The sequence below is a fragment of the Terribacillus halophilus genome, assembly GCF_900101385.1.
Taxonomy (GTDB): domain Bacteria; phylum Bacillota; class Bacilli; order Bacillales; family Amphibacillaceae; genus Terribacillus; species Terribacillus halophilus.
In genome coordinates this window covers 189,865-216,767 of the sequence record NZ_FMZB01000001.1, presented here as the reverse complement: position 1 = coordinate 216,767, position 26,903 = coordinate 189,865, and the positions used below count along the sequence as shown (strand labels likewise).

The window sequence follows — 26,903 nt, the reverse complement described above, 5'->3', positions numbered from 1 at the left end:
AAACCAGCTGACTCAGTCAGCTGGCTCTAAAGGTGCAGGTCGTTCCGTCTGCAGCCCGAAATAATATTGTAGATAATCGGCAATACGAATCGAAGCTCGTCCATCTCCATATGGATTGGATGCTTGCGACATTTCTTTATGTGCTTGTTCATCTGTCAGAAGCTGATCTGCCATATTGAATATCGTTTCCTCATCTGTTCCGGCAAGCTTCAGCGTTCCGGCTTGAATTCCTTCCGGGCGTTCTGTCGTATCTCTCAATACAAGCACAGGAACACCAAGTGATGGCGCTTCTTCCTGGACACCGCCTGAATCCGTCAGGAGCAAATATGCCCGGGAAGCAAAGTTATGGAAATCGATCAGCCCAAGCGGCTCGATCAGCTGAATCCGTTCATGGTTCCCAAGTATCCGGTTTGCTATCTCACGTACCGCCGGATTCAAGTGTACCGGATAGACGATCAGTGTATCCGGATGTGCATCTGCAATCCTTCTGATTGCAGTGAACATATGCTCCATATTCTCACCAAGATTTTCCCGTCGGTGCGCAGTGATAAGCACTAAACGTCTGCCACCAGCTTGTTCCAGAATTGGATGCTGATAATCCGCGGCAACGGTAGTCTGTAAGGCATCAATCGCCGTATTGCCTGTAACGGCAATAGTTTCTGCGTTTTTATTTTCCTCAAGCAGATTTTGTCTGGCTTGAGCAGTCGGGGAGAAATGCAAATCGGCAATCACCCCGGTCAGCTGCCGATTGAGCTCTTCAGGAAACGGTGAGTACTTATCCCATGTACGCAAGCCTGCTTCGACATGCCCGACTGGAATCTGGTTATAGTAAGCAGCCAGCGATGCTGCAAAACTCGTGGTCGTATCTCCATGGACGAGAACGATATCCGGTTTTACTTTTTGATAAAGCTCATCCAGCCCCTCCATCACCTTCGTTGTGATATGCGCCAGGCTCTGGCGTGCTTTCATGATATTCAAATCATAATCCGGTTTGATATCAAATATATCCAGTACTTGATCGAGCATTTCCCGCTGCTGTGCCGTCACCGCCACAATCGTCTCGAACTGCTCCGTACGCTTTTTCAATTCAAGTACAAGCGGCGCCATCTTGACTGCTTCCGGACGCGTCCCGAAGACAAGCATGACTTTCTTTTTACTTGGTGCCATACAGACGGTCCCCTGCATCGCCAAGACCTGGTACGATATAACCGTGATCATCAAGTTTCTCATCCATTGCAGCTAGATAGATATCCACATCCGGATGCTCCTTTTTGATCACTTCCACGCCTTCGGGAGCTGCAATCAGACACATCAAGCGAATCTGTTTCGCCCCACGCTTTTTCAAAGAGTGGATAGCATCATTGGCAGATCCCCCCGTTGCAAGCATCGGATCGATCACAATCAATTCACGTTCTTCAATATCAGATGGGAGTTTGATAAAGTACTCCTCTGGCTGCATTGTCTCTGGATCTCGGTACATACCGACATGTCCCACACGCGCAGCAGGAATAAGGCGCAGGATACCTTCTGTCATACCAAGACCGGCACGCAAGATCGGTACAAGTCCGATTTTCTTCCCAGCAAGTACCTTCGTTTTCGTTTCCACGACAGGTGTCTGAATCGTTGTCTCTTCCATCGGCAGATCACGTGTGATCTCAAACGCCATAAGCGCCGCAACCTCATCCACCAACTCGCGGAACTCCTTCGTACCTGTATTCTTATCACGTATGTACGTAAGCTTATGCTGAATTAACGGATGATCCAAAACAAAAACATTACCCATTCCGAACACTCCCTCTAAAAATATTCAAATCTTTAATAGTATACAGAAAGAGAATTAGGAACGCAATAAAAACCCGAAAAGCGGAAAAAGACGCTTAGGAACGGAGAAGGAAGTGAGAAAGCCCGGAGGTAGGTGTCCTTTCCTTCCGCAGGGATTTATCGCTTCCGGCGCAGTTCCTGGCTTTTGGAGCTAGACACAACCGAAAAGCGGAAAAGACCGGTTAGAAACGAAGAGGTAAGCAAGGAAGCCCGTAGTGGTGTCCTTGCCACGAAGGGATTCATTGCTTACAGCGCAGTTTCTGGTCTTTGGAGCTAGACACAACCGAAAAACGGAAAAAGACGCTTAGAATATAAATAAGCCTGTCATCATCAGCAATGGGAAGCCAATCCCAATGGGCACTTATTTGTGTTTCGACCATTTGCTTATATCACCATAATCAAAAAAGACAGCCGCTCATGCGACTGTCTTTTATCTCTTACTTATAAAGAGGGAAACGATCAGCCAATGCTTCGACGCGATCTTTCACTGCTTTGAGTTTAGCTTCATCATCATGATGTTTCAATGTATCAGCAATGATGCCGGCAAGCTCATCCATTTCCTCCAGCTTAAAGCCACGGGTAGTGACAGCTGCTGTACCAATCCGGACGCCGCTTGTGATGAATGGACCTTCTTTATCAAATGGAATCGTGTTTTTGTTCGTTGTGACACCAACTTCATCCAATGCATGCTCTGCGTCTTTACCTGTAAGACCCAGCTTGCTTACATCAAGAAGAAGCAGGTGGTTGTCTGTACCGCCCGAAACAAGACGGACACCTTCTTTGGTCAGACCTTCTGCAAGACGCTGTGCGTTATCCACAATCTGCTGGGCATAAGCTTTGAAATCATTATCCAGGATTTCTTTGAAACTCACTGCTTTCGCTGCGATGACGTGCATCAGCGGGCCGCCTTGCATTGCCGGGAAGACAGCTTTATCGATCTGTTTCGCGTACTTCTCTTTTGTCAGGATCATACCGCCGCGTGGTCCTCGCAATGTTTTATGCGTTGTTGTTGTCACAACATCCGCATAAGGAACTGGAGATTGGTGTACGCCCGCTGCCACAAGACCAGCAATATGCGCCATATCGACCATAAGATACGCACCGACTTCATCAGCGATTTCACGGAATTTCGCAAAATCGATTTCACGCGGATATGCACTTGCTCCAGCTACAATCAGCTTTGGCTTTACTTCAAGTGCTTTTGCACGTACAACATCGTAGTCAAGCTGCTCTGTTTCCTGATCCACACCATATTCCGTGAAGTTATACAGCTTACCGCTGAAGTTCACCGGACTGCCGTGGGTCAAATGGCCGCCATGACTAAGATTCATACCAAGAACTGTATCGCCTGGCTCCAAAAATGCGAAATAGACTGCCATGTTAGCCTGTGCACCGGAGTGCGGCTGTACATTGACATGCTCTGCACCGAAGATTTCCTTTGCTCGGTTAATTGCGAGATTTTCTGCTACATCAACATATTCACAACCGCCATAATATCTGCGGCCTGGATAGCCCTCCGCATATTTGTTCGTAAGTACGGAGCCTTGCGCTTCCATGACAGCTTGTGATACGAAGTTCTCAGATGCAATCAGCTCGATTTTGTCATGCTGGCGCCCTCTTTCGTCTTCTATAGCTTGGAATAGTTCTGGATCATTCGCTTGAATATGTTTCATCGAAACATGCCTCCTCGTGTATTGTTGATGTATGTCGTAGCCGATGTCAGTCAGGGTACACAGCCCTTACGCCGCCGATCAGTTTAGGTCTTGTATAGGCTGTATTGATCCGGGCGCTACCGATATATCGCTGTTTGAGACGGAATGGAACTGCCACATTCTTCAGATGCATCCCGATCATCGTCTCCCCGATATCAATTCCGGAATCTGCCCGAACAGCCTCGACCAATACTGGGTTCTCGAATCGCTCATAGGCGCAGGCGGCCATGCTGCCACCGGCTCTTGCAACAGGTTTCGCGGAAACTTCGGTCAAACCGTATTGCCGACTGATATGCTTCTCTACTACAATAGCACGATTTAAGTGTTCACAGCACTGAAATACGAGATTTATGCCAGTTTCTTTTTTCAGCCATTCCAGCTGCTGGTAAAGCAGTTCTGCAATTTCCATATTCCCTGCACTGCCGATCCGCTCCCCGGCGATCTCACTTGTCGAACAGCCTACCAGGAACAAGTCTCCCTCATGTAAATGTCCACATGATGCAAGCTCCCTTACAACAATGTTGATGTGATCTGCGAATGCTTCCATGTACACCCTCGCTCTTACTTGTTTTCGTATTCCGTGATTTTGTTCACACGGTTCTGGTGACGTCCTGCCGTAAATTCCGTTCCAAGCCATGTTTGAACAATTTCGCGTGCCAAACCTGGCCCGATTACTCGTTCACCCATTGCCAGCATGTTGCTGTCATTGTGTTCGCGGGTTGCTTTGGCACTAAACACATCGTGTACGAGCGCTGCCCGGATGCCTGGTACTTTGTTTGCCGAAATACTCATACCGATACCTGTACCGCAAATGAGGATACCACGATCGAATTCACCGTTTGCAACTCGCTCCGCTGCCGGGATTCCATAATCAGGATAGTCGACAGAGCCTTCACAATCACAACCTGTATCCACAAACTCAATATTCAACTCTGTCAGAAGATCTGCAATTTCCTTACGAAGATTTACTCCACCGTGGTCCGATGTCAGAATCACTTTCATTTTGTTCATCCTTCTTTCCGAATTCCGCATGTTGTACGGATGTTTGTTTTGTTAGCTGGAACTGTTTCATCTGATCTCTCAGTTTGCCTGCCTGTTCCTCAAGCGATGCTGATAATTGTTCCAGGTTATGCATAACGGAGGCTTGATCCTGCACGGATGCACTTACCTCCTGCGCTCCTGCCGATGCTTGCTCAGCCAGTTGCGCGACGCCTTTGGACTGATCCGTAACTGAGGCAATCTCTTCCCGTTGCTGCTGGGTGAGCTTGCCGATTTCCTGAATCGATGCAACTACCTGCGCGATGGCTGTTGTCATTTCTTCCATGACGACACTGCTTTCGGAGCCTTTTTCTGCTTCACTTCGCGCAAGTGCCAATTGCTCGTCGATCTCCGTGACGACCTGTCCAATATTCTGCTGGATTTCCTTGATGTTAACGGAAATGTCCTGTGCTGCCTGCCTGCTTTCATCGGCGAGTTTCCGTACTTCATCCGCCACTACCGCGAAGCCCCGCCCTTGCTCACCTGCACGTGCGGCCTCGATGGATGCATTGAGCGCAAGCAAATTCGTTTGTTCTGCTATGTCACTGACAAAGCGGATAATCTGCTCGATTTGTGACGCATTATTTTCCAGCTGCTTCACATTCCCGATCGAATGCTCCTGTTTCTCGGCAATACGCTGAATACCATGCACCAAATCCATCACCACAGTCTGTGAGCTGTGTAATTTTACGACCATCCCATTGGATAAGTCCTGTGATTGATCCGCTTTTGTCCGTACATCTTCGGATAAAGCCGTCGCGTTGTCCAGAGACTGAACAATACTGCCGACCGCCCCGGAAGTAGTCTGAGCTCCCTCGGCCATCGTCTGCATGATCTCATCGATCTCGACTACTTTTTCAGAAGCTGTCAATGTCTCGTTTTGAATCTGTTTGGCATACTGATCATTTGCTTTTGCATTCGCATCGATGTCACTTATCATCGATTTCAGATTATGCAGCATTTTTTGAAATGCGCTTGTCAGTGCACCAATCTCATCGTTGGAAGGGATAACCTCCCATTCTTCATCCAAGCTGCCATCCGCCGCCTTTGTTGCAACCTTCTCCAAATCCTTTAATGGTTTCGTGATGAAACGCGCTGCAGAAAAGGCCAGTATCCCGGTCCACAAGACACCGAGAAACAATGTGCCGATAACGAGCACTGGTGCTGCAACATCCCAATACTGCTGTACAAAGGGGTGTACGATATAGATGAACACTCCGCTCACACTATATGTCACCAATGCCAAAACTGTGGCGAAAATCGCCAGTTTGAAACGCAGACTGAAGCTCTTCATGACATAATCCACCATCCATGCTGATATTTTGGTATGAGAGTCTTTTTACCTACTTCTCATTGTGAATCTTTTCTGCCAATTTATCAACATAGAATTCCAATTCCTTCAGCGTGTTCCGATAAACTTCTACAGAACGTCCGAAAGGATCCATGATATCCGCAGCCGGCATACCTGCCTCCAGCTCCTGGATATGCTGGATCTCTCGCTGATGGGATTGCATGAATTCACTCTGGAAACGATCGGGATCCCCTTGATAACTGCTGGCGAACCGCACTCGCTTCGTTTCCAAGTCTGCATAAGCTTCCTGTAGCGATTTCCAGGAGGCTGCTGCCTCCTGGGAAGCATATTCGGGCAATGTATACAGTTTTCCGGCAGCATGCGGATATTGTTCCAGCAATAACTGCTTATGCTGTTCTGTCATCGTCAGGATCAAATCCGCCCAATCGACACGTTCTTTCGTAGCAGGTTTGGATTGGTGATTGAACAGCACCCCCGCCTCCTGCATGACTGTCACTGCCTGATGAGAGGCAGGTGATCCATCATGTGCGAATATACCAGCTGACTGCACCTCCACCTGCGGAAGCCGTTTCCGTACAAGTGCTTCGGCCATCGGGCTTCTGCACGTATTGCCAGTACAAACAAGTAATAGTTTCATCCAAATATCTCCTTGCTTCTAAAATGGTGCTACTAGTAGTATACAACAGGAGAGAATTTCTTACATGGGGAATGGAACCTTATTGCCGTCAAGCCGTAATAGAATAGACTACAGGAGGTGATGATGATTGGTTTGGAAAATAGCCGCGTTGATAAGCATCATGTTATTTTATCTTTTAAGCGCAATCTTCTTTCTATATCGGAATAATATTCATCTCTTCCTCTACTCGACCATCTTCATACCTTATTTGGTATTACTGCCCATCACCTGTTTTGGCATTTGGGCATCGATAAAGACTTGCCTTGAGCGGCAATGGAAGACGCTAGCCATATGTGCTGGGGTGGCGCTTGGAGCGGGAATATGCTTTTCTTTCACTGCCTCCGATGTAATGGATATCAGTCATTATGCCAATAAGTCATTTGAGACAGCAAGAGGAACTGTAACCTATATATCCGATGGGGAACATTATAAAAATATCGGACAGACAATAGGGGTCGATACTAAAGATGGCAACGAACAATATGAATCTTTCCAGTACTTATATGACCAGGATATGACAGGGCAAACTGTACAAATCACGTATTTGCCGGAGACTCAATACATCCTCTCGCTCATTGTGCTGGAATAAAAAAAGGAACGATACCATCCGGTACGTTCCTTTCCGCTTAAATCCATCCTGTCGCGGCCTTTTCCAGTCTATTCATTATAGCTGCTCCGACTCCTGTCTTTTCGAAACTTTCACAAAGTATTACCGATACATCCGATTTTTTGAAATGTCGGAGTGCATCATACAGATGTTCCGCCACAGTGGAAAGATCCTGTCTTGATCCACAGACTTGAACATGCTTGTCCTGTAGCGTCTGTGCAAGCTCCTCTGTCGCAATGATGCCAACCTTCTCACCTGCTTCGCTAAGCTTGTTTGCATGCAGCACCATATTTTCCTCCACCAGATATAGCGGCGCTTCGGGCGCATAATGTGTATATTTCATACCGGGGGCTTTCGGTTTCTCCTTCTCCCCTTTAGCTAGTCCCGGATCTACCATCACCGTCCCGATCACGTCTTGAATTGCTTCGGCTGTTACGCCGCCTGGTCGGAGAATGACCGGCACTGCTTCCGTGCAGTCAATCACGGTAGATTCCAAGCCGATACCAGTCGGGCCACCATCCATGATCCCGGCAATTCTTCCATCCAAGTCATGGGTCACATGCTCCGCTTTTGTCGGGCTCGGCCTGCCCGAAATATTCGCACTTGGGGCAGCAATCGGCAAAGCCACTTCTTGCAAAAGGCGCAAGCCGACTGGGTGACTTGGTATCCGGATACCGATGGAATCCAATCCAGCGCTGACATTCGGCGCCACTCTGCCCTTACTCTTCAAAATGATTGTAATCGGACCTGGACTGAACGCTTCCAAAAGCTTATAAGCAACTTCTGGAACGTCGTCGACAAGATCCTTCAGCTGTTCTTTATCCGCTACATGGACGATGAGCGGATTATCAGATGGACGTCCTTTGGCTTCGAATATTTTCCGGACAGCTTGTTGATTTGTCGCATCAGCGCCAAGGCCATAAACGGTCTCTGTCGGAAAAGCGACAGCTTCCCCTTTTCTAAGGAGGGCCGCTGCCTCCTCCATCACGTTTGTATCGAAAGACTGCTGTGAAACAGTCCAGTGCTTCGTTTCCATATGGATCAGATGCTCCTTCTGCTAAATATCACTAAGAGCTATGATACCACAAGGAACACCATTCCCCAATGTCAGAGCGTTTTCTCCCACCAGCCTTGCTTGGCTTCAAAACCGTATAAGGCCATCAGCTGATCCAGTGTTTCATGATGGCTGATCAGCCGTAAACTGCTCGCTTCGCGCCTCCTCGCTTCCATGCTGGCAAGCTCCATGCAAGTCAAAATGATGCTCCCGTTTGCTGGCGGCTTGACGTACATGGAATGGATTCGGACTGCTTTGTCCTGCTGCTCCAGACAGAAAAAAGCTCGCCATCCTTGCTCTGTTTCTATGATATAGCCTTCTTCATAGAGTTTCTGCTGCTCCACCTTCCAACGTGGCAGACTGTTATCGAAAAAAGCATCCAGTTCGGAAAGCTCAAACGCTTGAGCGGGTATTAACTGCATAAAAATTCCTCCCGTCTACTTCTAGTTGATAGATTATATGAACGAAAGGAACACGATATGAGTCTAGCTGAACCATTCTAATAGAAAAAACTTCACCTTTGGTTTCCCTTCTTCAGGTGGCTCTTCCGAGGCTACTTCCACAGGCTCAGCATCGGCATTTTCCTCAGCCTCTGCTACACTTGTACCGCTTGAGAAATCCAAAAAGCAGAGTGGCGGAAACAGCACACACCACCAGTTTTCGCCTTCACCTTCTCCAAGCGTGATCAATACAGCTTCATATTGACCTGCCGGATACAGATAAGAACCGTAAAGCTTCGCCGGAAAAGAAATCTTATCACTATATTCCACTTGGAACCCTTGAGCTTTTCCTTCTTCATTCAACACCCTGGCGACAGTCTTCCTGATTTCGGGAAGCTGTTCTTCAATGAGCGTACGGGCCTCCTCGATATCTGCAATATCCTTCACCCAGCTATTGATCTGTGCATTCACTTCATCCCGAATGAGACGCTTCAGATCTTGATCATCATCGGAATTACTATTAGCCAGGATCCGTAGACGGATTGCTTCATCGGGTATTTCTTTCACTGCTTGGGAATCATTGCTCACTTGAGCCTCTGTACCATTTCCCGGATAGAATATATATAAAAATAATAGAAAGATTGCAGTCAGAGAAAAACAAAGCTTCTTCATATTTGGTACCTCATTCCTTTTGTGTGATGGTACCAGTATGAACAGATGGAGGAGATTTAAACCTATGAATCTAGTTTTATTTAAACTACATTAAGGAATTATTACAATAGGGACATCCTCATTTGGTTCTTGGGTAATCAGCCCTGTAAAAAGACGATCGCATACGGCGAAGGTGGAGAACAGGGAAAGAGTTACCCCTCAGAGATAAAACCGTGACCAATACTTATTGGAACCTAAAAAAGGTGACCCCTGTTTTATACAGGAATCACCTTCCGCTTTCTACTGCCTAACCTTTTCAAAAAGTGTATCTTTCACAGGCTAATTTATTGATCGATTTTATCAATAGCCATACTTGGAATAGTGATATTACCACCCATTGTAGACTCGTAAGTAATTACACCACCTGATGTACCATAGATTGTAAGTTCATCATCTTCAAGAACTCTTGAATCTACAACAGAAGCATCAAATTCTCCTAGAAGGATTGTATCGTAGTCATCCCCAACCGCAAATCTAATTTGAGTGATTCCGTCACCTTCCATAACCTGGACTACTTTACCACTGAATTTCACTTTTTCACCAACATAATCATCCGGTGTTCTAGCCAGTTGATCATATGTAATCCCCGTATCGTATCCCTGTTTCTCTTTCGCTTCAGCTTCCGCTTTTTCCTTAGCCTCTTCTTCGGCTTTCTTCTTAGCTTCTGCTTCTTCTTTAGCTTTCTCTTCTGCTTTACGTTTTTCTTCAGCTTCCTTAGCTTCTGCCTCTTTCTGCTTTTTCTCTTCATCAGATAACTTGAACCAAGGAGCTGCTTCATCTACTTTTGCTTGCAGGTCTTCGTTTTCCTTTTTAAGACTAGCTACGGTATCGGTTTCGGTCGTTAACTTTTTCTCCAAGTTCGTTGATTCAGCATTAACTTCGTCAAGCTGACCTTGAGTAGGCCCAAACAATAATCCAATAATAAGTGCAACAGCGGCCGTCAAGACATACTTCCAGTTTTTCTTAAGAAATTTCATTCGTGTCTCTCCTTGATGGTTAAATATAATTCATGCCAATTTTACCATCAAAGCAAAGAAAAAAGACCATTTTTTTCAAAAAAATAGTCTTTTATCTCTATGTTTTCTTAATTCGTGAATTATAAAAAACAATGCGAAGGACTTTTCTCATGGTATTAACTATATGCAATGAAATGGACAAATCTTAAACTATATGACGTCGTTCTAAAAATCACAATACACATATGCCCCTCTACATTTTCCCATAAAAAAAGAACCGTGCTGCGCACAGTTCTCATTCACATATCCAAGCAAACACCATACGATCCTTGCCATTGATATCCTGCCTTACTTCCACTTCCGCTGTTGGAAACGTCGCCAGTAACAAATCGCGCACCTGTGCTCCTTGCTGCCAGCCGATTTCAAAGGCTGCAACTGCCGGAAAAGCAAGTACTTCCGGTAAAGCGGCGATGATTTCCTTGTAAGCAGCAAGCCCATTGTCGTCTGCAAACAAAGCAAGACTCGGATCAAAGTTTTTCACCGTGTCTGTCATATGCTCTTTGTCCGCCTCATCGATATAAGGGGGATTGGAAACGACCACATTGACGCGTTTGCCAAGCTGCAGAATCGGCTCCAGATAACTGCCAAGCCTCAAAGTAAGGTCAGCGCCCAACGTACGGCTGTTGCTCTTTGCAATCAGCAAAGCACGCTCGGAAATGTCCGTGGCAATGACGGTAGCTTCCGGAAAAGCAAGCTTCAAAGAAGTGGCGATGATTCCGCTTCCCGTCCCGATATCGGCAATGGTCAAATCCCGTTCGGCAAGATGCTTTTTGATCATTGCTTCCACACCCAGAACCAGCTCTTCGGTTTCCGGCCTGGGAATGAGCACATCGCGATTCACATAATAGCGTCTGCCAAGGAATTCTTCCTCTCCTGTCAGATGCTGCAGCGGGATGCCTGTTTTAGCGTGTTCTTCGATATCTTTTCGGAAAGCAGCATAGAGGACAGGATCCATGGATTCCCTCATATTCATCAAAAGCTGTGTCTTATCGATTCCAAGATGGAATAAGAGTAAATGCTCTGCCACCCTATCTTCACGCTTATGAGCTTGTAAATATGCCATGGCCTCCTGCATCGCTTCCATTATGGTCGGCTGCTTATTCTCCGATTTGCTCAAGTTTTTTCGCCTGCTCTTCCATGATCAATGCATCGATAACTTCATGAAGCTTTCCTTCAAGGATCTGATCCAGCTTCTGAATCGTAAGTCCGATTCGGTGATCCGTAACGCGGTTTTGCGGGAAATTATATGTCCGGATACGCTCGGAACGGTCACCCGTACCTACAGCTGATTTGCGTGCATCATCATATTCAGACTGGGCTTCCTGCTGGAACTTGTCATATATACGGGCTCGCAGGATTTTCATCGCTTTTTCTTTGTTCTTGATTTGTGATTTCTCATCCTGCATCGATACGACGATTCCGGTCGGCATGTGCGTCAAACGGACTGCAGACATTGTCGTGTTTACGCTTTGTCCGCCTGGACCGCTTGATGCGAATGTATCTACGCGGATGTCTTTGTCGTGGATGTCCACTTCGACTTCTTCCGCTTCCGGCATAACCACTACCGTCGCCGTGGAAGTGTGGATCCGACCGCCGGATTCCGTTTCCGGCACTCGCTGGACTCGATGAGCCCCGTTTTCAAATTTCAAGTTGGAGTAAGCATTTGCGCCGTTGATCATAAAAATGATCTCCTTGTAGCCGCCTACTCCAGTCGATGTCGCTTCCATCAATTCCGTCTTCCAGCCTTGCATTTCCGCAAATCTGCTGTACATACGATACAAATCGCCTGCGAAAAGCGCTGCTTCATCTCCGCCAGCTGCTCCGCGAATTTCCATGATGACGTTTTTATCATCATTCGGATCCTTCGGCAGCATCAAAATACGCATCTGTTCTTCTAATTCCGGCAGACGCGGTGACAATTCCGCAATCTCCGCTTTGGCCATTTCCAGGACTTCCGGATCCTTCTCTTCAGCAAGCATTGTTTTGGCATCTTCCACTTGTGAGCTGATATCTTTGTATTCGCGATAAGCCTGGACCACATCTGTCAGCCCAGCTTGTTCTTTGGAGAATTCGCGTAATTTATTCGTATCACTGATCACATCCGGATCACTTAATAATTCGTTCAGTTTCTCATATCGGTCTTCTAGTGCTTGTAAACGATCTAGCATAACAACACCCTTTCCTTGCTTTATTATAGCCTCTCACCGGATCTTGGGCAATTGAGTAAAGATCAAAGCGGCGGATTGCTATGACATCTGCGGCAGACAGGGTAATAGGAATCATTGCCGCCGATTTGAATTTGGTCTCCTGTGTACACAGGCTTGCCATGATCATCCACCCGCAGGTTCATTGTTGCCTTCCGTTCACAGAACCAGCAAATCGTCTTCATTTCCTCGATTTTATCCGCATAAATGAGCATATACCGGCTTCCTTCAAACAACTCATTCTGGAAATCATTCTTAAGTCCGAAGCCCATGACAGGAATGCCGAATGTATCGACGATCGCTGCCAGCTGAAGCACATGCTCCTTGCTTAAAAACTGTACTTCATCAATCAGTACACAATGCGGCGTCGGTTCATGTTCTTTTACAATTTTCAAGATATCGGTTTCTTCGAAAATCGGAATAGCTTTACGACGTAATCCAACCCGGCTTGAAACATAGCCGACTTCATCCCTTGTATCGATTCCGGAAGTAAAGATTAACACCGATTTGTTTTGTTCCTCGTAATTATTGGCCACTTTCAATATTTCAATCGACTTTCCGCTGTTCATTGCGCCATATTTGAAGAATAATTGTGCCATGTCATTTCTCCTTGTCAAATAAAAAAGATAGTGCCACAATACACTATCTTTATCCATACTATATCTATCCCACTTATGTATATCTGGATGATCAGTGTACATGTAATGGTAATCTTTAAAAGGGGTTAGAAGCAGAAAAAACAGGCAAAGGGTGTTTGCCTGTTTTCTTCTTCATATCTTAAGCTATTAGCTCAAGTTGTATTTCTTCTTGAAACGATCTACGCGGCCGCCAGCTTTGTCAGCTTTTTGCTTACCAGTGTAGAACGGGTGAGAAGCTGAGCTGATTTCCACACGAATCAATGGGTAAGTGTTGCCATCTTCCCATTCGATTGTTTCGTCAGAACTCTGAGTAGAACCAGTCAAGAATTTGTAGTCAGAACTAGTATCTAGAAATACAACTTTGTTATATTTCGGATGGATTTGTTCTTTCATTCGTTAGCACTCCTTTTTGCCCTGAATCCCTTGGAAACAGAGTTTATTGTGAGAGACCGATAACTGTCGTGAAAGCTCACATAACGTGATTATAACAGTCTCCCTATCCCAATGCAAGAGGAAATCCATGTAATCAGACGCGCTTATTCGTGCCTTTTCGCTTCATTTCGTCTTCCATGTTTGCTAGGAATTCCTCATTGTTTTTGGATGACCGCAGGCGACGCAGGAAGCGCTCAGCGAAGTCTTGGGAATCCTGCATGGTTTTGCGGATTGCCCACATCTTATCCAGCTGACCTTTAGGTACGAGCAGCTCTTCTTTCCGCGTGCCGGAGCGAAGCATATCGATTGCCGGGAAGATACGTCTTTCTGCAAGGGAACGATCCAAATGCAGTTCCATATTACCTGTTCCTTTGAATTCCTCATAAATGACATCGTCCATCCTGGACCCCGTGTCAACAAGAGCCGTTGCGAGAATCGTGAAGCTGCCGCCTTCTTCGATATTACGCGCAGCACCGAAGAAACGTTTCGGACGGTGGAAAGCAGCTGGATCGATACCGCCGGAAAGCGTACGCCCGCTTGGTGGAATTACCAAGTTATACGCTCTAGCAAGGCGTGTAATGCTGTCCATCAGCACGATGACATCCTTTTTATGCTCTACCAAGCGCATCGCACGTTCCAGCACGAGTTCGGAAACCTTGATATGGTTTTCCGGTACTTCATCGAATGTGGAGCTGACCACATCGACATCCGGGTGAACGGAACGCTCGATATCCGTCACTTCCTCCGGACGTTCATCCACAAGCAGGATAATCAGTTTGGCATCCGGATGATTGGTTGTAATGCTGTTGGCGATCTGTTTCAGCAGCATCGTCTTCCCCGCTTTTGGCGGAGCCACGATCAAACCACGCTGACCGAAACCAACCGGCGTCATCAAATCGATGATCCGTGTGGAAACTTTGCGGGTCTCGGTTTCGAGTTTCATCTGCTTATCCGGATACAAAGCGGTCAGTGCTGGGAAATGCACACGCTCCTTCGCCACTTCCGGATCTTCATTATTCACGGCATCTACATGCAGTAGACCGTAGTAACGCTCGTTCTCTTTTGGCGGACGGACCTTGCCGGAAACTTTATCCCCATTACGTAAATCGAAGCGTCTGATTTGTGATGCGCTGATATAGATATCTTCCGCACTCGGTGCATAATTGATCGGCCGGAGGAATCCGAAACCTTCGGATGGAATGATCTCCAGGATACCGTCCATGAAAAGAAAGCCATCCTTTTCCGCCTGTGCTTTCAGGATCGCGAAAATCAATTCACGTTTCGTCAGTTTCGCATAATAGGAAACACGGTATTCGCGCGCCATCGCGTATAATTCTTTCAATGTCAATGTTTCTAGATGAGAAATGGATAGTTCAGCCACAAAATCACCACACCTATTGTATTTAAGGACTTGTCCTTATCTGTTTGGCTGTATAAATTCATGATCCTTCATTGGTGCTTCAAAACTGGTGGAATCTAATTCAATCTTGGACCGAGAGAGGTGCAAGGTTTTGCCTATAGTCCCCGCATAGCTCTGGAAGAAAAGGAAGGATGGTAGTGTATAACTAGAATAGAAGATTATAACTATCATTTTTTACCACAATACAGCTTTTTTAAACTTGCTGCGTTTTTTAGCATATCTAATCATACATTTTCGTACTTGAATATTCAACTGTATTTTTCAGTTGATTGAAGTATTCAAAAAGACTGGCTTGCGCCAGTCTCTACATCATGAAGTTCAGACGACAAAATTCGATATCTTAAGCAGATCACATCTGAAAATATTTGCCGCTTATTGTCCTTGTGTTTAAAACGTCTTTCGTTTTTTTGTGTAATCAAGAATTCTGAAAGTGTTCGACTTCTTGTTCGCTCATTTCTTCCCGCCAGATGTTGGCACCGAGTGCATGCAGTTTATCCGTAATATTCTCATAGCCGCGATCAATATGCTCCACACCAGTGATTTCAGTTACACCATCGGCCATCAATGCAGCGATGATCAGTGCCGCCCCAGCTCGAAGATCGCTAGCTTTCACTTTTGCTCCTTCCAGCTGCACAGCACCACTTACAATGGAGGCTCCTCCCTCCACTTTGACCTGTGCATTCATCCTGCGCAGTTCATCGATGTGCTTGAAGCGGGCTTGATAAATGGTATCCGTAATGACACCAGTTCCATGCGCCTTAGTCAAAAGAGCCGTAAAAGGCTGCTGCAGATCCGTCGGGAAACCAGGATACACAAGTGTCTTCACGTCCACACTGTTCAGCTTTGCCCCAGGCCGCACGGTAAGCTGTTCCTCACCTTCTGCGATCTCTACACCCATCTCCCGCAGTTTAGCGAGCAAAGACTCCAAATGCTCGGGGATGACATTATCTATGACCACTTCTTCCCCTTGGGAAGCAGCCAGGATGATATAAGTTCCCGCCTCGATCCGATCAGGGATGATCGTATGGCGGCATCCATGGAGATGATCCACACCCTCGATGCGAATCACATCGGTACCGGCACCTTTGATTTTCGCGCCCATACTGGTCAAAAGGGTCGCTACATCCACTATCTCCGGTTCCTTTGCTGCGTTCTCAATCACTGTCTTACCCTTTGCTCGCACCGCGGCAAGCATGATATTGATTGTTGCACCAACACTCACCACATCCAAGTAAATACGTGCTCCACGCAGTTCATCCGCCCGCAGGTAAATGGCACCTTGCTCATTCGTCACCTTCGCTCCTAATGCTTCAAAGCCCTTGATATGCTGATCGATAGGTCGAGGGCCTAGATAGCAGCCGCCAGGTAAACCAATGACTGCCTGCTTGAACCGCCCGAGCATCGCACCCATGAAATAATAGGAAGCTCGGAGTTTCTTCACTTTTCCGTTCGGAAGAGGCATGGACGTCATGGCAGATGGATCGATCGTAAGAACGTGATCGGTATTGGATACTTTGCCGCCGATTTCTTCAAGCAAGTGACTTAACGTCTCAACATCTGAAATTTCGGGCAGCCCTTCTATTGATACCGGAGATTCAGCCAGTATAGCAGCAGGCAGCAATGCTACTGCACTGTTTTTCGCTCCGCTGATTTTTACTCTTCCTCTAAGAAGGTTTCCGCCCTCTACAAGTATTTTCTGCATAAGGAACTCCTCACATTTAGGATAACAGCAACGTTAGTTTCCTCTATTTTACCATAATTATACTATATACGACTGTTCCAGTCTGCAAGAAATCTTTTGACCCCAGCATCTGTCAGCGGGTGCTCCACCAATTTCTCCAAGACATCAAAAGAAACGGTAGCGATATGCGCTCCCTGCTGGGCAGCTTCTGTTATTTGCATCGGATGCCGGATAGAAGCCGCAATGATTTCTGTCTGGATTTTGTGCTGAGTGAAAATCTCCTTTATGACACCAATCAGCTCCATACCACTATGACCGATATCATCGAGCCTTCCAATGAATGGCGATACATATGTAGCCCCGGCACGAGCAGCAAGCAGCGCTTGATTCGCATTAAAGACAAGTGTCACATTTGTCTTGATATTCCATGCAGAAAGGACCTTGACTGCCTTCAGACCTTCTAAAGTCATCGGTATCCCTACAGTAACATCAGGAGCAATTTCTGCAAGCACTTTGCCTTCTGCCACCATTTCATCTGCTTGTTCAGAAACTGCCGCTACACTGACAGAACCGGACACCTCTTCGGTTATCTCCCGAATTCTATCATGAAACGACACATTTTCCTTGACCACCGGCGTCGGTTCTGTCGTTACTCCTGCCAAAACGCCAAATGCATTGGCAAGCTTGATTTCCTCCAGGTTTGCAGTATCCAAAAAGAATTTCATCGTTTCCACTCCTTAAATAGTTCCGAAGTAGTTTATGCAGGACTCTCTGTAAATGGTAAAGGGGTTACAGTAAATTCCCTCGGTTTCCAATGCTGTTTTTGCGTTCTATCCAAAGACAGCACCGTACAGTTTTCTTACCTCTTCCTATTTTTTTAAACATGTTTCTGTTTTTTGGGTGGTGAATTGCTTTTTTGGATTTTTGGTTTTATGGTGTCCAGCTCCTGAAACCAGAAACTGCGCTGTAAGCAATGAATCCCTGCGTGGGAAAGCCCCCCACTCCGGGCTCCCTTGCTTACCTCTCCGTTTCTAAGCGGTTTCTTATGCTTTTCTTGTGTCCAGCTTCAAAAGCCAGGAACTGCGCCGGAAGTGATAAATCCATTCGGAAGGATAGTACGACTCCCTACGGGCTTTCTCTCTTCCTTCTCCGTTCCTAAGCGGTTTCTTCCGCTTTTCTTGTGTCCAGCTCCGAAAGCCAGGAACTACGCTGTAGGCAATGTATCCCTGTGTGGGAAAGGCCCCACTCCGGGCTCCCTTGCTTACTTCTCCGTTCCTAAGCGGTTTCTTCCGCTTTTCTTTGTGGTCCAGCTACGGTGACCAGAAACTTCGGTATAAGCGATGAATCCCTGCGTGGGGAGAACACCCTCTCCGGGCTCCCCGCTTATTCCTCCGTTTCTGACCGGTCACCTCCGCTTTTCTTTGTATATAAAACAAAGAAAACTGGCCCTAGGGTCAGTTTTCTTTATGTTTTCTTTATGTTTTTATATGGTTTTATTTACGCTTTGCCTGAGGAGCCGAATTCGCGCATTTTGCCGATTACTGTTTCTTTAATCGCTTCACGTGCTGGTCCTAGGTATTTGCGTGGGTCGTATTCATTTGGTTTTTCTGCCAGTACTTCGCGAACGCGTTTAGCAGAAGAGATTTGGTTCTCTGTGTTCACGTTGATTTTAGAAGTACCAAGCGTGATTGCTTTTTGGATATCTTTTGTCGGGATACCAGTACCGCCGTGCAATACCAATGGAAGGCTTGTTGTGTTGAAGATCTCTTCCATACGGTCGAAACCAAGGTTTGGTTCGCCTTTGTAAGGACCGTGTACGGAGCCTAGCGCTGGTGCGAAGCAGTCAACGCCAGTTTCTTCCACAAGCTGTTTACATTCGGAAGGAATCGCATACGCTGCATCTGCATCTTCTACGATAAGATCGTCTTCTTGTCCGCCGATGCGGCCAAGTTCCGCTTCAACAGATACACCGTGGAAGTGTGCAAGCTCTACTACTTTCTTCGTAAGTGCGATGTTCTCTTCCAATGGATGGTGGGAGCCATCGATCATTACAGAAGTGAAGCCGGCATGAATCGCTTTCGCACATGTTTCAAAACTGGAACCGTGGTCAAGATGAATCGCTACAGGTACAGTGATGTTATAGTCTTCCAATAGACCTTTCACCATCAATACAACTGTTTTGAAGCCACCCATATATTTCGCTGCCCCTTCGGATACACCGAGGATGACAGGAGAGCTTTCTTCCTGTGCTGCTTGCAGGATTGCTTGTGTGAATTCAAGGTTGTTGATGTTGAACTGTCCTACAGCATAGTGATTGTCTTTTGCTACATCTAGCATTTCTTTCATTGATACTAAAGGCATAACAAAAATCCTCCTTCAAATTTGCACGACGGTCGGCAACTATGTATGTGAAGTCGTGTATTTTATCGCTTCCATACATAAGAATACCAACTCACCCGCCATGGTGCAACATTTGCCGCACTTTTATACTTGATTCGACCCTTCTTTCAATGCTTGATTCACCATTTTTCGAACACTTAGTATATCGAAAGGTTTGGCAAGCACATCAATCAGGAAGTCGTAATTCTGCCGGAATGTTTCTGCTTCCTCAGCCAATCCGCTCATCATGATCGTCGGGATGAAATGCCCTTGGTCTTTGAGCTTATCCAGTACCGCAGGCCCATCCAGTACTGGCAGCTTATAATCAATCAGCAGCAGATCCGGTTTCTGTCTTTTCATTTGATCAAGTGCTTTTGCCCCTGTGCCGACGGAAATCACTTCATGTCCTTCTTCCCGGATGACTTCCTCCAGCAAGATCCGAATACCTGGCTGATCATCCACGATCAACACGCGCTTATTCATCCGCATATCCCCCTAGAAAACGAAGCAAGCAGCTGCTTGCTTCGACATAATGTTCACTGCTCTGACTCAGTTACACCTTTTTCTAGTAAAAAGCACCAAATTCCTGCTTCTCCACTCAAAATAATTGCATATCAGCGTATCAATCAGTTTTCTTTATGCTGTATAGATGCACCGATAAAACCATGGAATAACGCGTGCGGACGGTTCGGACGGCTCTTGAACTCCGGATGATACTGAGAAGCGACGAACCAAGGATGATCCTTGATTTCGACAGTTTCGATCAGACGGCCATCCGGACTTGTACCAGAAAAGACAAATCCTTGTTCTTCCATCTGTACACGGTATTGATTGTTAAACTCGAAACGGTGGCGGTGCCGCTCGTAAATGACATCTTCGTTGCCATACGCTTCTTTTGTCTTCGTACCATCTTGGAGACGGCAAGGATATACACCTAAACGCAATGTACCGCCAAGATCGGAGATATCTTTTTGTTCTGGAAGTAAATCGATGACCGGGTGAGGCGTCAATGGATCTATTTCGCTTGAATGTGCACCTTCAAGATGGAGTACATTACGAGCAAATTCGACAGTTGCCAGCTGCATACCAAGGCAAATACCAAGGAATGGAATCTTTCTTGTTCGCGCGTAGTGTATCGCTTCAATCTTTCCTTGAATTCCGCGATCACCAAATCCGCCCGGGACAAGGATACCATCTGCATCTCCAAGCTGTTCATCAGCGTTATCGGCTGTCACATCTTCTGAATTGATCCATTTCACTTCGATGTCCGTATCATACGGGTAGCCTGCGTGCTTCAAAGATTCCACTACGGAAATGTATGCATCTTGCAGCTCGACATATTTTCCGACCAATGCGATTCGGACAGTCTTCTTAAGATTCGTCACATGCGCAGCCATTGCGGACCATGCGGTCATATCAGCCGGCGGGCACTCCAATCCGAAATGATCACAGACGAATTGATCGAGATTTTGGCGCTGCAAGGCAAGCGGTACATCGTAAAGTGTATCGGCATCGATACATTCCACGACTGCATTGATTTCCAAATCACAGGATGATGCGATTTTTTCTTTCATATCCTTGCTGATCGGCATTTCAGAACGCAAGACAATCGCATCCGGCTGAATGCCAAGGGAGCGAAGTTCTTTTACGCTATGCTGTGTTGGTTTTGTTTTCAGCTCACCTGCTGCTTTGATGAAAGGTACAAGCGTACAATGCAGATACATCACATTGTCACGGCCGATATCGGATTTTATTTGACGGATGGCTTCCAAGAACGGCAAGGATTCGATGTCTCCCACTGTTCCGCCGATTTCCGTGATGACAACATCGGCATTCGTCTGTTTTCCGGCACGGAAGACTTTGTCTTTGATTTCATTCGTGATATGCGGAATGACTTGGACAGTTCCGCCAAGATAATCACCGCGGCGTTCTTTTTTCAACACGGTAGAATAAATCTTACCTGTTGTCACGTTGGAATATTTATTCAAATCGATATCGATGAAACGTTCGTAGTGGCCAAGGTCCAAATCCGTTTCTGCACCATCTTCGGTAACGAAGACTTCTCCATGCTGATATGGACTCATCGTTCCCGGGTCCACATTGATGTATGGATCGAATTTCTGGATTGTCACCTGCAATCCGCGATTTTTTAGCAAACGGCCCAAAGATGCGGCCGTGATGCCCTTACCTAAAGAAGATACTACTCCTCCTGTAACAAAGATATACTTTGTCAACGTAATCCCTCATTTCTAGCATTTATTTATAGAATACCCATGTCCTTAAAAAAGTTTGATAAAAAATAAAAAGCGCTCCCTTTTGTTAAGGGAACGCGTCTTTGGACAATTAAAGAGCCCACATAAAATATTACTGATTCTCTTCTGTAAAGTCAATAACATTCAGCGAATATTATTCGCTCAGCGGTCTTCATCCTCATCATCTTCGTCGCCAGTCAGATGCATATCCTCTCCGACGATTTCGCGGGTATCATTGTCCGTATCATCACTTTGGTAATCACCTTCGTAATCATCATCCGCGATATCCTCATCTTCCAAGTCATCATCTTCATCGCTGAAATCTTCGTCGAATCCTTCTTCATCGAGTGTGAAGTCTTCCTCCAAATCATCCAGATCTTCTTCTGTTGCGCGTTTCTTCCTTTTCTTCGTAGGTTCGACTGTTACGTCTTCGTCGAATTGATCTACTGCATACCAGCTTTTCAATCCCCAAAGATTGGATCCTGCGGTCATGAAACGACCATCTACGTTCAAGTCCGTATAGAATTGCAGCATATAATCTTCACGCTGTACATCGCTCAATTGTTTGATATCAGCTATTTTATTGAATAATTCTTTATAATCGGTTGCTTTGTTTTCATCCTCAAGAATCAAATTCGTCAATTCCACGAGGGAAAAGTCAGCAAGCTCTTCTTGGCTGTATTCTTTCAAACCCACTGTCACAGCACTCCCTTTGTCAATAAGTTGGTTATGTTCACGTCTACCGTTTTAGAACCATACCTTACATTATATTGCCAGGCCTATCAAAATGCAATGTTTCTTCCGGTCAGCGGCGTTTTTTGACTTGTTTGACGTGTTTGGAAAGTTGCTTGAACTGTTTTCGCTGTTCCAGCTGCGCTTTTGCCGATGATTTCGTGTCGAGATACTGGAGCTCCCGCTGCAGCTTGAAATAGCTATGCAGCCGTTCTGCCTCAAGCTCACCACTCTCCACTGCCTGCTGCACTCGGCAGTCAGGCTCATTTCTGTGCGTGCAATCCCGGAAACGGCACGCATCTCCCAATGCTTCAATGTCAGAAAAAGCCGCGGACATACCCGATTGCCGCTGATCCCAAAGCTGCAACTCACGCATGCCAGGTGTATCAATGATCATTCCGCCGCCCGGAAGCTGAATGAGTTCCCGATGCGTTGTCGTATGTCTGCCTTTGCCATCGTCTTTACGGATGTCCCCAGCCAGCTGTATTTCCTTCCCATACAGCATATTCACAAGCGTGGATTTCCCAGCACCCGAAGATCCGAGGAAAGCTGCTGTGATACCAGCTGTAAGCTGATTGCTGATTGCATCGACGCCCCTTCTGTCCACTGCACTTGTGATATGGACGTCGACACCGGGAGCGATTGCCTCCACTTCAAGCAATTTCTCCTCTACGTCGCTGCACAAATCTCCCTTGCTCAAAATGATGACAGGTACTGCTCCGCTATCGTAAGCTGCCAATAAATAGCGTTCCAGTCTGCGAGGATTATAATCTTGGTTCAACGCCATCACTACATAAACATAATCGACATTCGCTGCAACGATTTGCTCCTTCGTCACAACTCCTGCTTCGTTTCGGGAGAACTTGCTCTTTCGCGGCAGCAAAGCATGGATCGTCGCTTTCCCTTCCTCATGCCGGGCGTCGACCAGCACCCAATCACCGACTGCCGGAAAATTCCCATGTTGCCGGAACTTTCCTGATGGCGTCGCCAGCAGCTCCCCATGTTCATCCAGCACTCTGTACATATGCTTATGTTCCAATACAATACGCGCAGGTGTCCATTCCTTATCATGCGCCTGCCTCGCTGCTTGCAATTTGTCATTCCACCCTAATAAGTTCCATGTTTCGTTCATGTTTTCCTCCTAGTGGTGCCATTTTTGGCCATAATAAAAAGGACTGTTCGCACAGCCCTTCCACTAGGAGTCATCAAGCGGAGATACTTCCGCTAATCCAGACGCGCGGAAGGGATGTGCATCGTGACGGACGGCTGTTCATTCATCGCAGTTGTCAACATAGTCATCATCCCTTTCCCTCCGAGTCCGGCTATTGCCGTTCGCTCTTATTTTGTATTTATCATACATGATATTGGCTATTTTTGTAAAGCCTATTATTACTTTAGGAAAGGAGATCAGGATATGTATGTCTTCTTCCTCCTGCTGGCTCTCCTGTTCCTCCTTGTGGTGCTTATTTGGGTGGACTTGACGTTGGGCAGGAAGCACAGCAAAAGAAGTGCTGTCAATCGTCTGATCGGCCATAAACATGCCTTCGTTTCCATATTCGATGATGGGATCAGCTTCTATGATGCGCTGATCCGTGATATAAAAGCTGCACAGCAGTCTGTCGATATCCAATTCTTTCTCGTGAAGTGGGATGAACCAACCCAGCAGCTGGTCGATCTCTTGCAACAACGGGCACAGGAAGGAATCAAAGTTCGTTTCTTACTTGACAGGATCGGCGGCTATCGACTGCCCCAAAAAGAACGAAAACTCCTGCGCCAGTCCGGTGTCATGCTCCGATTCGCCAATATACCAAGGTTTCCATATTTACTCTATAACTTGAACTTTCGCAATCACCGGAAAGTGACCATCATTGACCAAAAAAGCGTATATATTGGCGGATTCAATATCGGAAAAGAGTATTTGAGCAAAGAGCCCCGTTTCGGCTTCTGGCGTGATTGCGTCGTCAAGCTCGAAGGAGAAGCTGTCTATTCATTCGTTCAACTATTCGCCACTGATTGGGGAACTCCGTTTCGCATACTACCGAAACAGGCACCATCCTTCGATGGTGCCCAGGTGGAAGTTGTCATAACAGAAGCTGATGGCTATGAGGATTGGCTGCTACATCAAATCCACCATGCAAGGAATTATCTGTATATCGGAACTCCCTATTGTGTTCCGACTCGACGTGTGGAGAGAGCGCTCAAGCGAGCTTCAGAAAGGGGCGTGGATGTCAGGCTGATGCTGCCATCCAAAGTCGATCATTACGTCGTCAACCAAGTATCTTTTCACTTCGCCAGGCGATTGCTGCAGCACGGAGTGCGGATCAATTTGTATCAAAACGGCTTTTACCATGCAAAAATCGTGCTATGCGATGATTCCTGGTGCGCCGTCGGCTCCGCCAACCTCGATGGACGCAGTTTATTGATAAACAAAGAAATTACGATAACAATCCGGCAAAACGATCTCTTTTACGCCCAGCTGTTTGACCTTTGGAACAAAGACGAACGATCAAGCATCGATGCCTCCATGCACGATATGCAAAAGCGCCCGTGGATTGCCAAAGCAACCGGTATCCTTTTCAGACCGCTTCGGAATTACTTATGAAAACGCCCACTAGCATTGCTGCCAGCGGGCGTTTTTTCACATTTTTTCCGGTGCTTCGACACTGATGAGACGCAATGCATTTTTGATTGTGATGCGCACTGCTTTCATCAACGCGATCCGCGCTTTCGTCAAGTCTTCGTTATCCGGGTTCAACACTTTTTCCGCATTATAGAAGCTGTGAAGTGCCGATGCCAGGTCAAACGCATATTGAGTGATACGATGCGGTGTACGTTTTTCGGCTGCATCTGCCACTACTTGCGGAAATTCACCAAGACGCTTCAAGAGATCCAATTCCTTCTCAGCTGTCAAGAGCCCAGCATCGAATGCTCCTTCAGTCTGGAATCCTTTTTCAACTGCTTGCGACAGCATCGTGCTGATGCGGGCGTACGCATACTGCACGTAAAACACAGGGTTTTCGTTGGATTGGGATTTTGCCAAATCCATGTCGAAGTCAAGGTGGGAATCGCTGGAACGCATGACGAAGAAGTAACGCATGGCATCGATGCCGACTTCTTCCATCAATTCACGCAATGTGACTGCTTTTCCTGTACGCTTACTCATCTTCACTTTCTCGCCGTTTTCGAACAGATTCACCATTTGGATGATCGTGACTTCCAGCGTATCGGCGTCATAGCCAAGCGCTTGGATAGCAGCACGCATCCGCGGGATGTAGCCATGGTGATCGGCACCCCAGACATTGATCAACTTGGAGAATCCGCGATCCAGTTTTGTTTTATGATAAGCGATATCGGGAGTAAGATATGTGTAGCTGCCGTCCTGTTTGATCAAGACGCGGTCTTTATCATCACCGAAATCTGTTGAACGGAACCAGACTGCCCCATCCTTCTCATAAACATAGTCCGTTTCACGAAGCGTCGCTAACGCCGTGTCGATCTTTCCATCTTGATACAAGGAAGTTTCTGAATACCACACATCAAATGGTACACGGAAATCAGCAAGATCCTTTTCCAGCTTTTTTAATTCGTAAGCTAATCCATATTGACGGAAGAAAGCAAGACGTTCCTCTTCCGGTTTTGAAGCATAGCTGTCTCCATGCTCCTCAGCAAGCTGTTTACCGATACCAATGATGTCTTTGCCATGATAACCATCCTCCGGCATTTCAGCATCTTGTCCAAGCGCTTGCAGATAACGAGCCTGTACACTGCGGGCAAGATTGTCGATCTGATTGCCGGCATCATTGATATAATATTCGCGTCCCACGTCATAGCCTGCTGCATCAAGGATGTTGCAAAGGGAATCCCCTACAGCCGCTCCGCGGGCATGCCCAAGGTGCAAGTCGCCTGTCGGATTCGCAGAAACGAATTCAACTTGGACTTTCTCCCCTTTACCTGCATCGGTACGGCCAAAGTTATCGCCTGCTTCCAAAATAGTCGAGACAAGTTCACCAAGATAATCGTTCCGCATAAAGAAGTTAATGAATCCTGGTCCAGCTATTTCGATCTTCTCTACAGGGGCCTGTTCATAATTGAAGTTCTGCTGTAGTTCCTCGGCAATCGCGCGAGGTGCTTTCTTCGCAACACGGGCAAGCTGCATCGCTATATTCGTCGCATAGTCACCATGCGCTTTATCCTTCGGCTGTTCAAGAATGATAGCCGGAATGGTCTGTTCATCAGCCAAGCCAGCCTTCACTACGGCATCCTGGATCGCCGCTTTCAATTTTTGTTCTGTCTGTTGTACGATATTCATCCGTTACTCTCCTCCTGCACACGCAACGTCAGTGCATGCTTCCTGGACTGCACCTGATTGAGCGTTACTGTATAGCTTATCGTAAGTTCTGCCGGGCTATCAGCCGCCAGCGGCGAGAACGTCATCGCGTGCGTGCTTGTTTCCATATGCATTGTACCATAAGGATGGCGGTATACGTTCTCTGTCGGCTGATTCTTTACGAAAACTTGCTTCATATCAAAGCCGCCTGAACGTTTGATGCTCACTTTATCCGCTGAAATGGTGATCATCGTCTTCGTATCAGCAACTTCCTCTGACTCCTCCGTAAAACTGACGACCGTCAATCCACCTTTTGCAGAATAGGTACCAGCTGCCCGCAACGTTGTATGTTCCGTTTCATCTTCCTCCGTTATTGCCGTATTCATCTCTATCCATACCGGAATCTTCGTTTGATGCATGCAGCTTTCCTCCCTTTCAGCAAGAAAAACGC

General features: G+C 46.6%; 27 protein-coding genes. 2 read left to right on the top strand and 25 right to left on the bottom strand.

Going from position 1 to position 26,903, the window contains the following annotated elements:
* Positions 1-12: 12 nt before the first annotated feature.
* The 7 genes from wecB to BLQ53_RS01015 form a co-directional block, all read right to left on the bottom strand.
* Positions 13-1,167, bottom strand: coding sequence for a non-hydrolyzing UDP-N-acetylglucosamine 2-epimerase (gene wecB, locus BLQ53_RS01050; RefSeq protein ID WP_093725129.1), 1,155 nt, complete (start codon positions 1,165-1,167; stop codon positions 13-15).
* Complete coding sequence (upp, locus tag BLQ53_RS01045; RefSeq protein ID WP_093725127.1) at positions 1,154-1,783, bottom strand: uracil phosphoribosyltransferase; 630 nt, start codon at positions 1,781-1,783, stop codon at positions 1,154-1,156. Before upp ends, wecB begins: the two co-directional genes overlap by 14 nt.
* Positions 1,784-2,258: 475 nt before the next feature.
* Positions 2,259-3,494, bottom strand: a complete 1,236-nt coding sequence (locus BLQ53_RS01035; protein WP_093725123.1) for a serine hydroxymethyltransferase — start codon at positions 3,492-3,494, stop codon at positions 2,259-2,261.
* Between the two features lie 46 nt (positions 3,495-3,540).
* Positions 3,541-4,080 (bottom strand): TIGR01440 family protein, encoded by a 540-nt coding sequence (locus BLQ53_RS01030; protein ID WP_093725121.1) that lies wholly within the window; start codon positions 4,078-4,080, stop codon positions 3,541-3,543.
* Between the two features lie 14 nt (positions 4,081-4,094).
* Complete coding sequence (rpiB, locus tag BLQ53_RS01025) at positions 4,095-4,535, bottom strand: ribose 5-phosphate isomerase B (protein WP_093725119.1); 441 nt, start codon at positions 4,533-4,535, stop codon at positions 4,095-4,097.
* Positions 4,489-5,865, bottom strand: coding sequence for a methyl-accepting chemotaxis protein (locus BLQ53_RS01020; protein ID WP_170829533.1), 1,377 nt, complete (start codon positions 5,863-5,865; stop codon positions 4,489-4,491). The genes rpiB and BLQ53_RS01020 overlap by 47 nt, the downstream gene beginning before the upstream one ends.
* A gap of 49 nt (positions 5,866-5,914) precedes the next feature.
* Entirely contained in the window at positions 5,915-6,520 is a 606-nt protein-coding gene (locus BLQ53_RS01015; protein WP_093725115.1) for a low molecular weight protein arginine phosphatase, read from the bottom strand.
* A 127-nt stretch (positions 6,521-6,647) separates the two neighbouring features.
* On the opposite strand from BLQ53_RS01015, the gene BLQ53_RS01010 reads away from it, so the two are divergent.
* Complete coding sequence (locus tag BLQ53_RS01010) at positions 6,648-7,148, top strand: hypothetical protein (protein ID WP_093725113.1); 501 nt, start codon at positions 6,648-6,650, stop codon at positions 7,146-7,148.
* Between the two features lie 37 nt (positions 7,149-7,185).
* Here BLQ53_RS01010 and BLQ53_RS01005 read toward each other — a convergent pair whose 3' ends face one another.
* The 16 genes from BLQ53_RS01005 to rsgA form a co-directional block, all read right to left on the bottom strand.
* Positions 7,186-8,202: an L-threonylcarbamoyladenylate synthase gene (locus BLQ53_RS01005; RefSeq protein ID WP_093725111.1), complete on the bottom strand. Its 1,017-nt coding sequence runs from the start codon at positions 8,200-8,202 to the stop codon at positions 7,186-7,188.
* A 71-nt stretch (positions 8,203-8,273) separates the two neighbouring features.
* Positions 8,274-8,642, bottom strand: a complete 369-nt coding sequence (locus BLQ53_RS01000; protein WP_093725109.1) for a hypothetical protein — start codon at positions 8,640-8,642, stop codon at positions 8,274-8,276.
* A 63-nt stretch (positions 8,643-8,705) separates the two neighbouring features.
* The gene (gene spoIIR, locus BLQ53_RS00995) at positions 8,706-9,332 is read right to left on the bottom strand and encodes a stage II sporulation protein R (RefSeq protein WP_093725107.1); all 627 of its coding nucleotides are present in this window, start codon (positions 9,330-9,332) and stop codon (positions 8,706-8,708) included.
* Positions 9,333-9,655: 323 nt separating this feature from the next.
* A complete protein-coding gene (locus BLQ53_RS00990) occupies positions 9,656-10,348 on the bottom strand; it encodes a toxin regulator (RefSeq protein WP_093725105.1) in 693 nt (230 codons plus the stop codon).
* Between the two features lie 274 nt (positions 10,349-10,622).
* Positions 10,623-11,504: a peptide chain release factor N(5)-glutamine methyltransferase gene (gene prmC / locus BLQ53_RS00985; protein WP_244499197.1), complete on the bottom strand. Its 882-nt coding sequence runs from the start codon at positions 11,502-11,504 to the stop codon at positions 10,623-10,625.
* Positions 11,485-12,555: a peptide chain release factor 1 gene (gene prfA, locus BLQ53_RS00980; protein ID WP_093725103.1), complete on the bottom strand. Its 1,071-nt coding sequence runs from the start codon at positions 12,553-12,555 to the stop codon at positions 11,485-11,487. The genes prmC and prfA overlap by 20 nt, the downstream gene beginning before the upstream one ends.
* Positions 12,556-12,617: 62 nt before the next feature.
* On the bottom strand, positions 12,618-13,190 hold the full coding sequence (locus BLQ53_RS00975) for a thymidine kinase (protein WP_093725101.1): 573 nt from the start codon (positions 13,188-13,190) through the stop codon (positions 12,618-12,620).
* A 186-nt stretch (positions 13,191-13,376) separates the two neighbouring features.
* Positions 13,377-13,622, bottom strand: a complete 246-nt coding sequence (locus BLQ53_RS00970) for a type B 50S ribosomal protein L31 (RefSeq protein ID WP_038564035.1) — start codon at positions 13,620-13,622, stop codon at positions 13,377-13,379.
* Positions 13,623-13,755: 133 nt separating this feature from the next.
* Positions 13,756-15,042: a transcription termination factor Rho gene (gene rho, locus BLQ53_RS00965; RefSeq protein ID WP_093725099.1), complete on the bottom strand. Its 1,287-nt coding sequence runs from the start codon at positions 15,040-15,042 to the stop codon at positions 13,756-13,758.
* Between the two features lie 454 nt (positions 15,043-15,496).
* Positions 15,497-16,783: a UDP-N-acetylglucosamine 1-carboxyvinyltransferase gene (locus BLQ53_RS00960; protein ID WP_093725097.1), complete on the bottom strand. Its 1,287-nt coding sequence runs from the start codon at positions 16,781-16,783 to the stop codon at positions 15,497-15,499.
* A 62-nt stretch (positions 16,784-16,845) separates the two neighbouring features.
* A complete protein-coding gene (gene fsa, locus BLQ53_RS00955; protein WP_093725095.1) occupies positions 16,846-17,487 on the bottom strand; it encodes a fructose-6-phosphate aldolase in 642 nt (213 codons plus the stop codon).
* A gap of 772 nt (positions 17,488-18,259) precedes the next feature.
* On the bottom strand, positions 18,260-19,123 hold the full coding sequence (locus BLQ53_RS00950) for a class II fructose-bisphosphate aldolase (protein WP_093725093.1): 864 nt from the start codon (positions 19,121-19,123) through the stop codon (positions 18,260-18,262).
* 123 nt (positions 19,124-19,246) lie between these two features.
* The gene (locus BLQ53_RS00945; RefSeq protein ID WP_170829532.1) at positions 19,247-19,624 is read right to left on the bottom strand and encodes a response regulator; all 378 of its coding nucleotides are present in this window, start codon (positions 19,622-19,624) and stop codon (positions 19,247-19,249) included.
* 143 nt (positions 19,625-19,767) lie between these two features.
* Positions 19,768-21,375 carry a CTP synthase gene (locus BLQ53_RS00940; protein WP_093725088.1) on the bottom strand — a complete coding sequence of 536 codons (1,608 nt, stop codon included), beginning with the start codon at positions 21,373-21,375 and terminating at the stop codon, positions 19,768-19,770.
* Between the two features lie 180 nt (positions 21,376-21,555).
* Positions 21,556-22,089, bottom strand: a complete 534-nt coding sequence (rpoE, locus tag BLQ53_RS00935) for a DNA-directed RNA polymerase subunit delta (protein WP_093725086.1) — start codon at positions 22,087-22,089, stop codon at positions 21,556-21,558.
* Between the two features lie 109 nt (positions 22,090-22,198).
* Positions 22,199-23,257, bottom strand: coding sequence for a ribosome small subunit-dependent GTPase A (gene rsgA / locus BLQ53_RS00930; protein ID WP_093725084.1), 1,059 nt, complete (start codon positions 23,255-23,257; stop codon positions 22,199-22,201).
* A gap of 123 nt (positions 23,258-23,380) precedes the next feature.
* Here rsgA and BLQ53_RS00925 point away from each other — a divergent pair, with 123 nt between their 5' ends.
* The gene (locus tag BLQ53_RS00925; protein WP_170829531.1) at positions 23,381-24,727 is read left to right on the top strand and encodes a phospholipase D-like domain-containing protein; all 1,347 of its coding nucleotides are present in this window, start codon (positions 23,381-23,383) and stop codon (positions 24,725-24,727) included.
* Positions 24,728-24,763: 36 nt separating this feature from the next.
* Here the strand turns inward: BLQ53_RS00925 and argS are convergent, their stop codons facing one another.
* Together argS and BLQ53_RS00915 are read right to left on the bottom strand one after the other, a co-directional pair.
* The gene (argS, locus tag BLQ53_RS00920; protein ID WP_093725080.1) at positions 24,764-26,434 is read right to left on the bottom strand and encodes an arginine--tRNA ligase; all 1,671 of its coding nucleotides are present in this window, start codon (positions 26,432-26,434) and stop codon (positions 24,764-24,766) included.
* Positions 26,431-26,871: a YwiB family protein gene (locus tag BLQ53_RS00915; protein ID WP_093725078.1), complete on the bottom strand. Its 441-nt coding sequence runs from the start codon at positions 26,869-26,871 to the stop codon at positions 26,431-26,433. Before BLQ53_RS00915 ends, argS begins: the two co-directional genes overlap by 4 nt.
* Positions 26,872-26,903 lie beyond the last annotated feature (32 nt).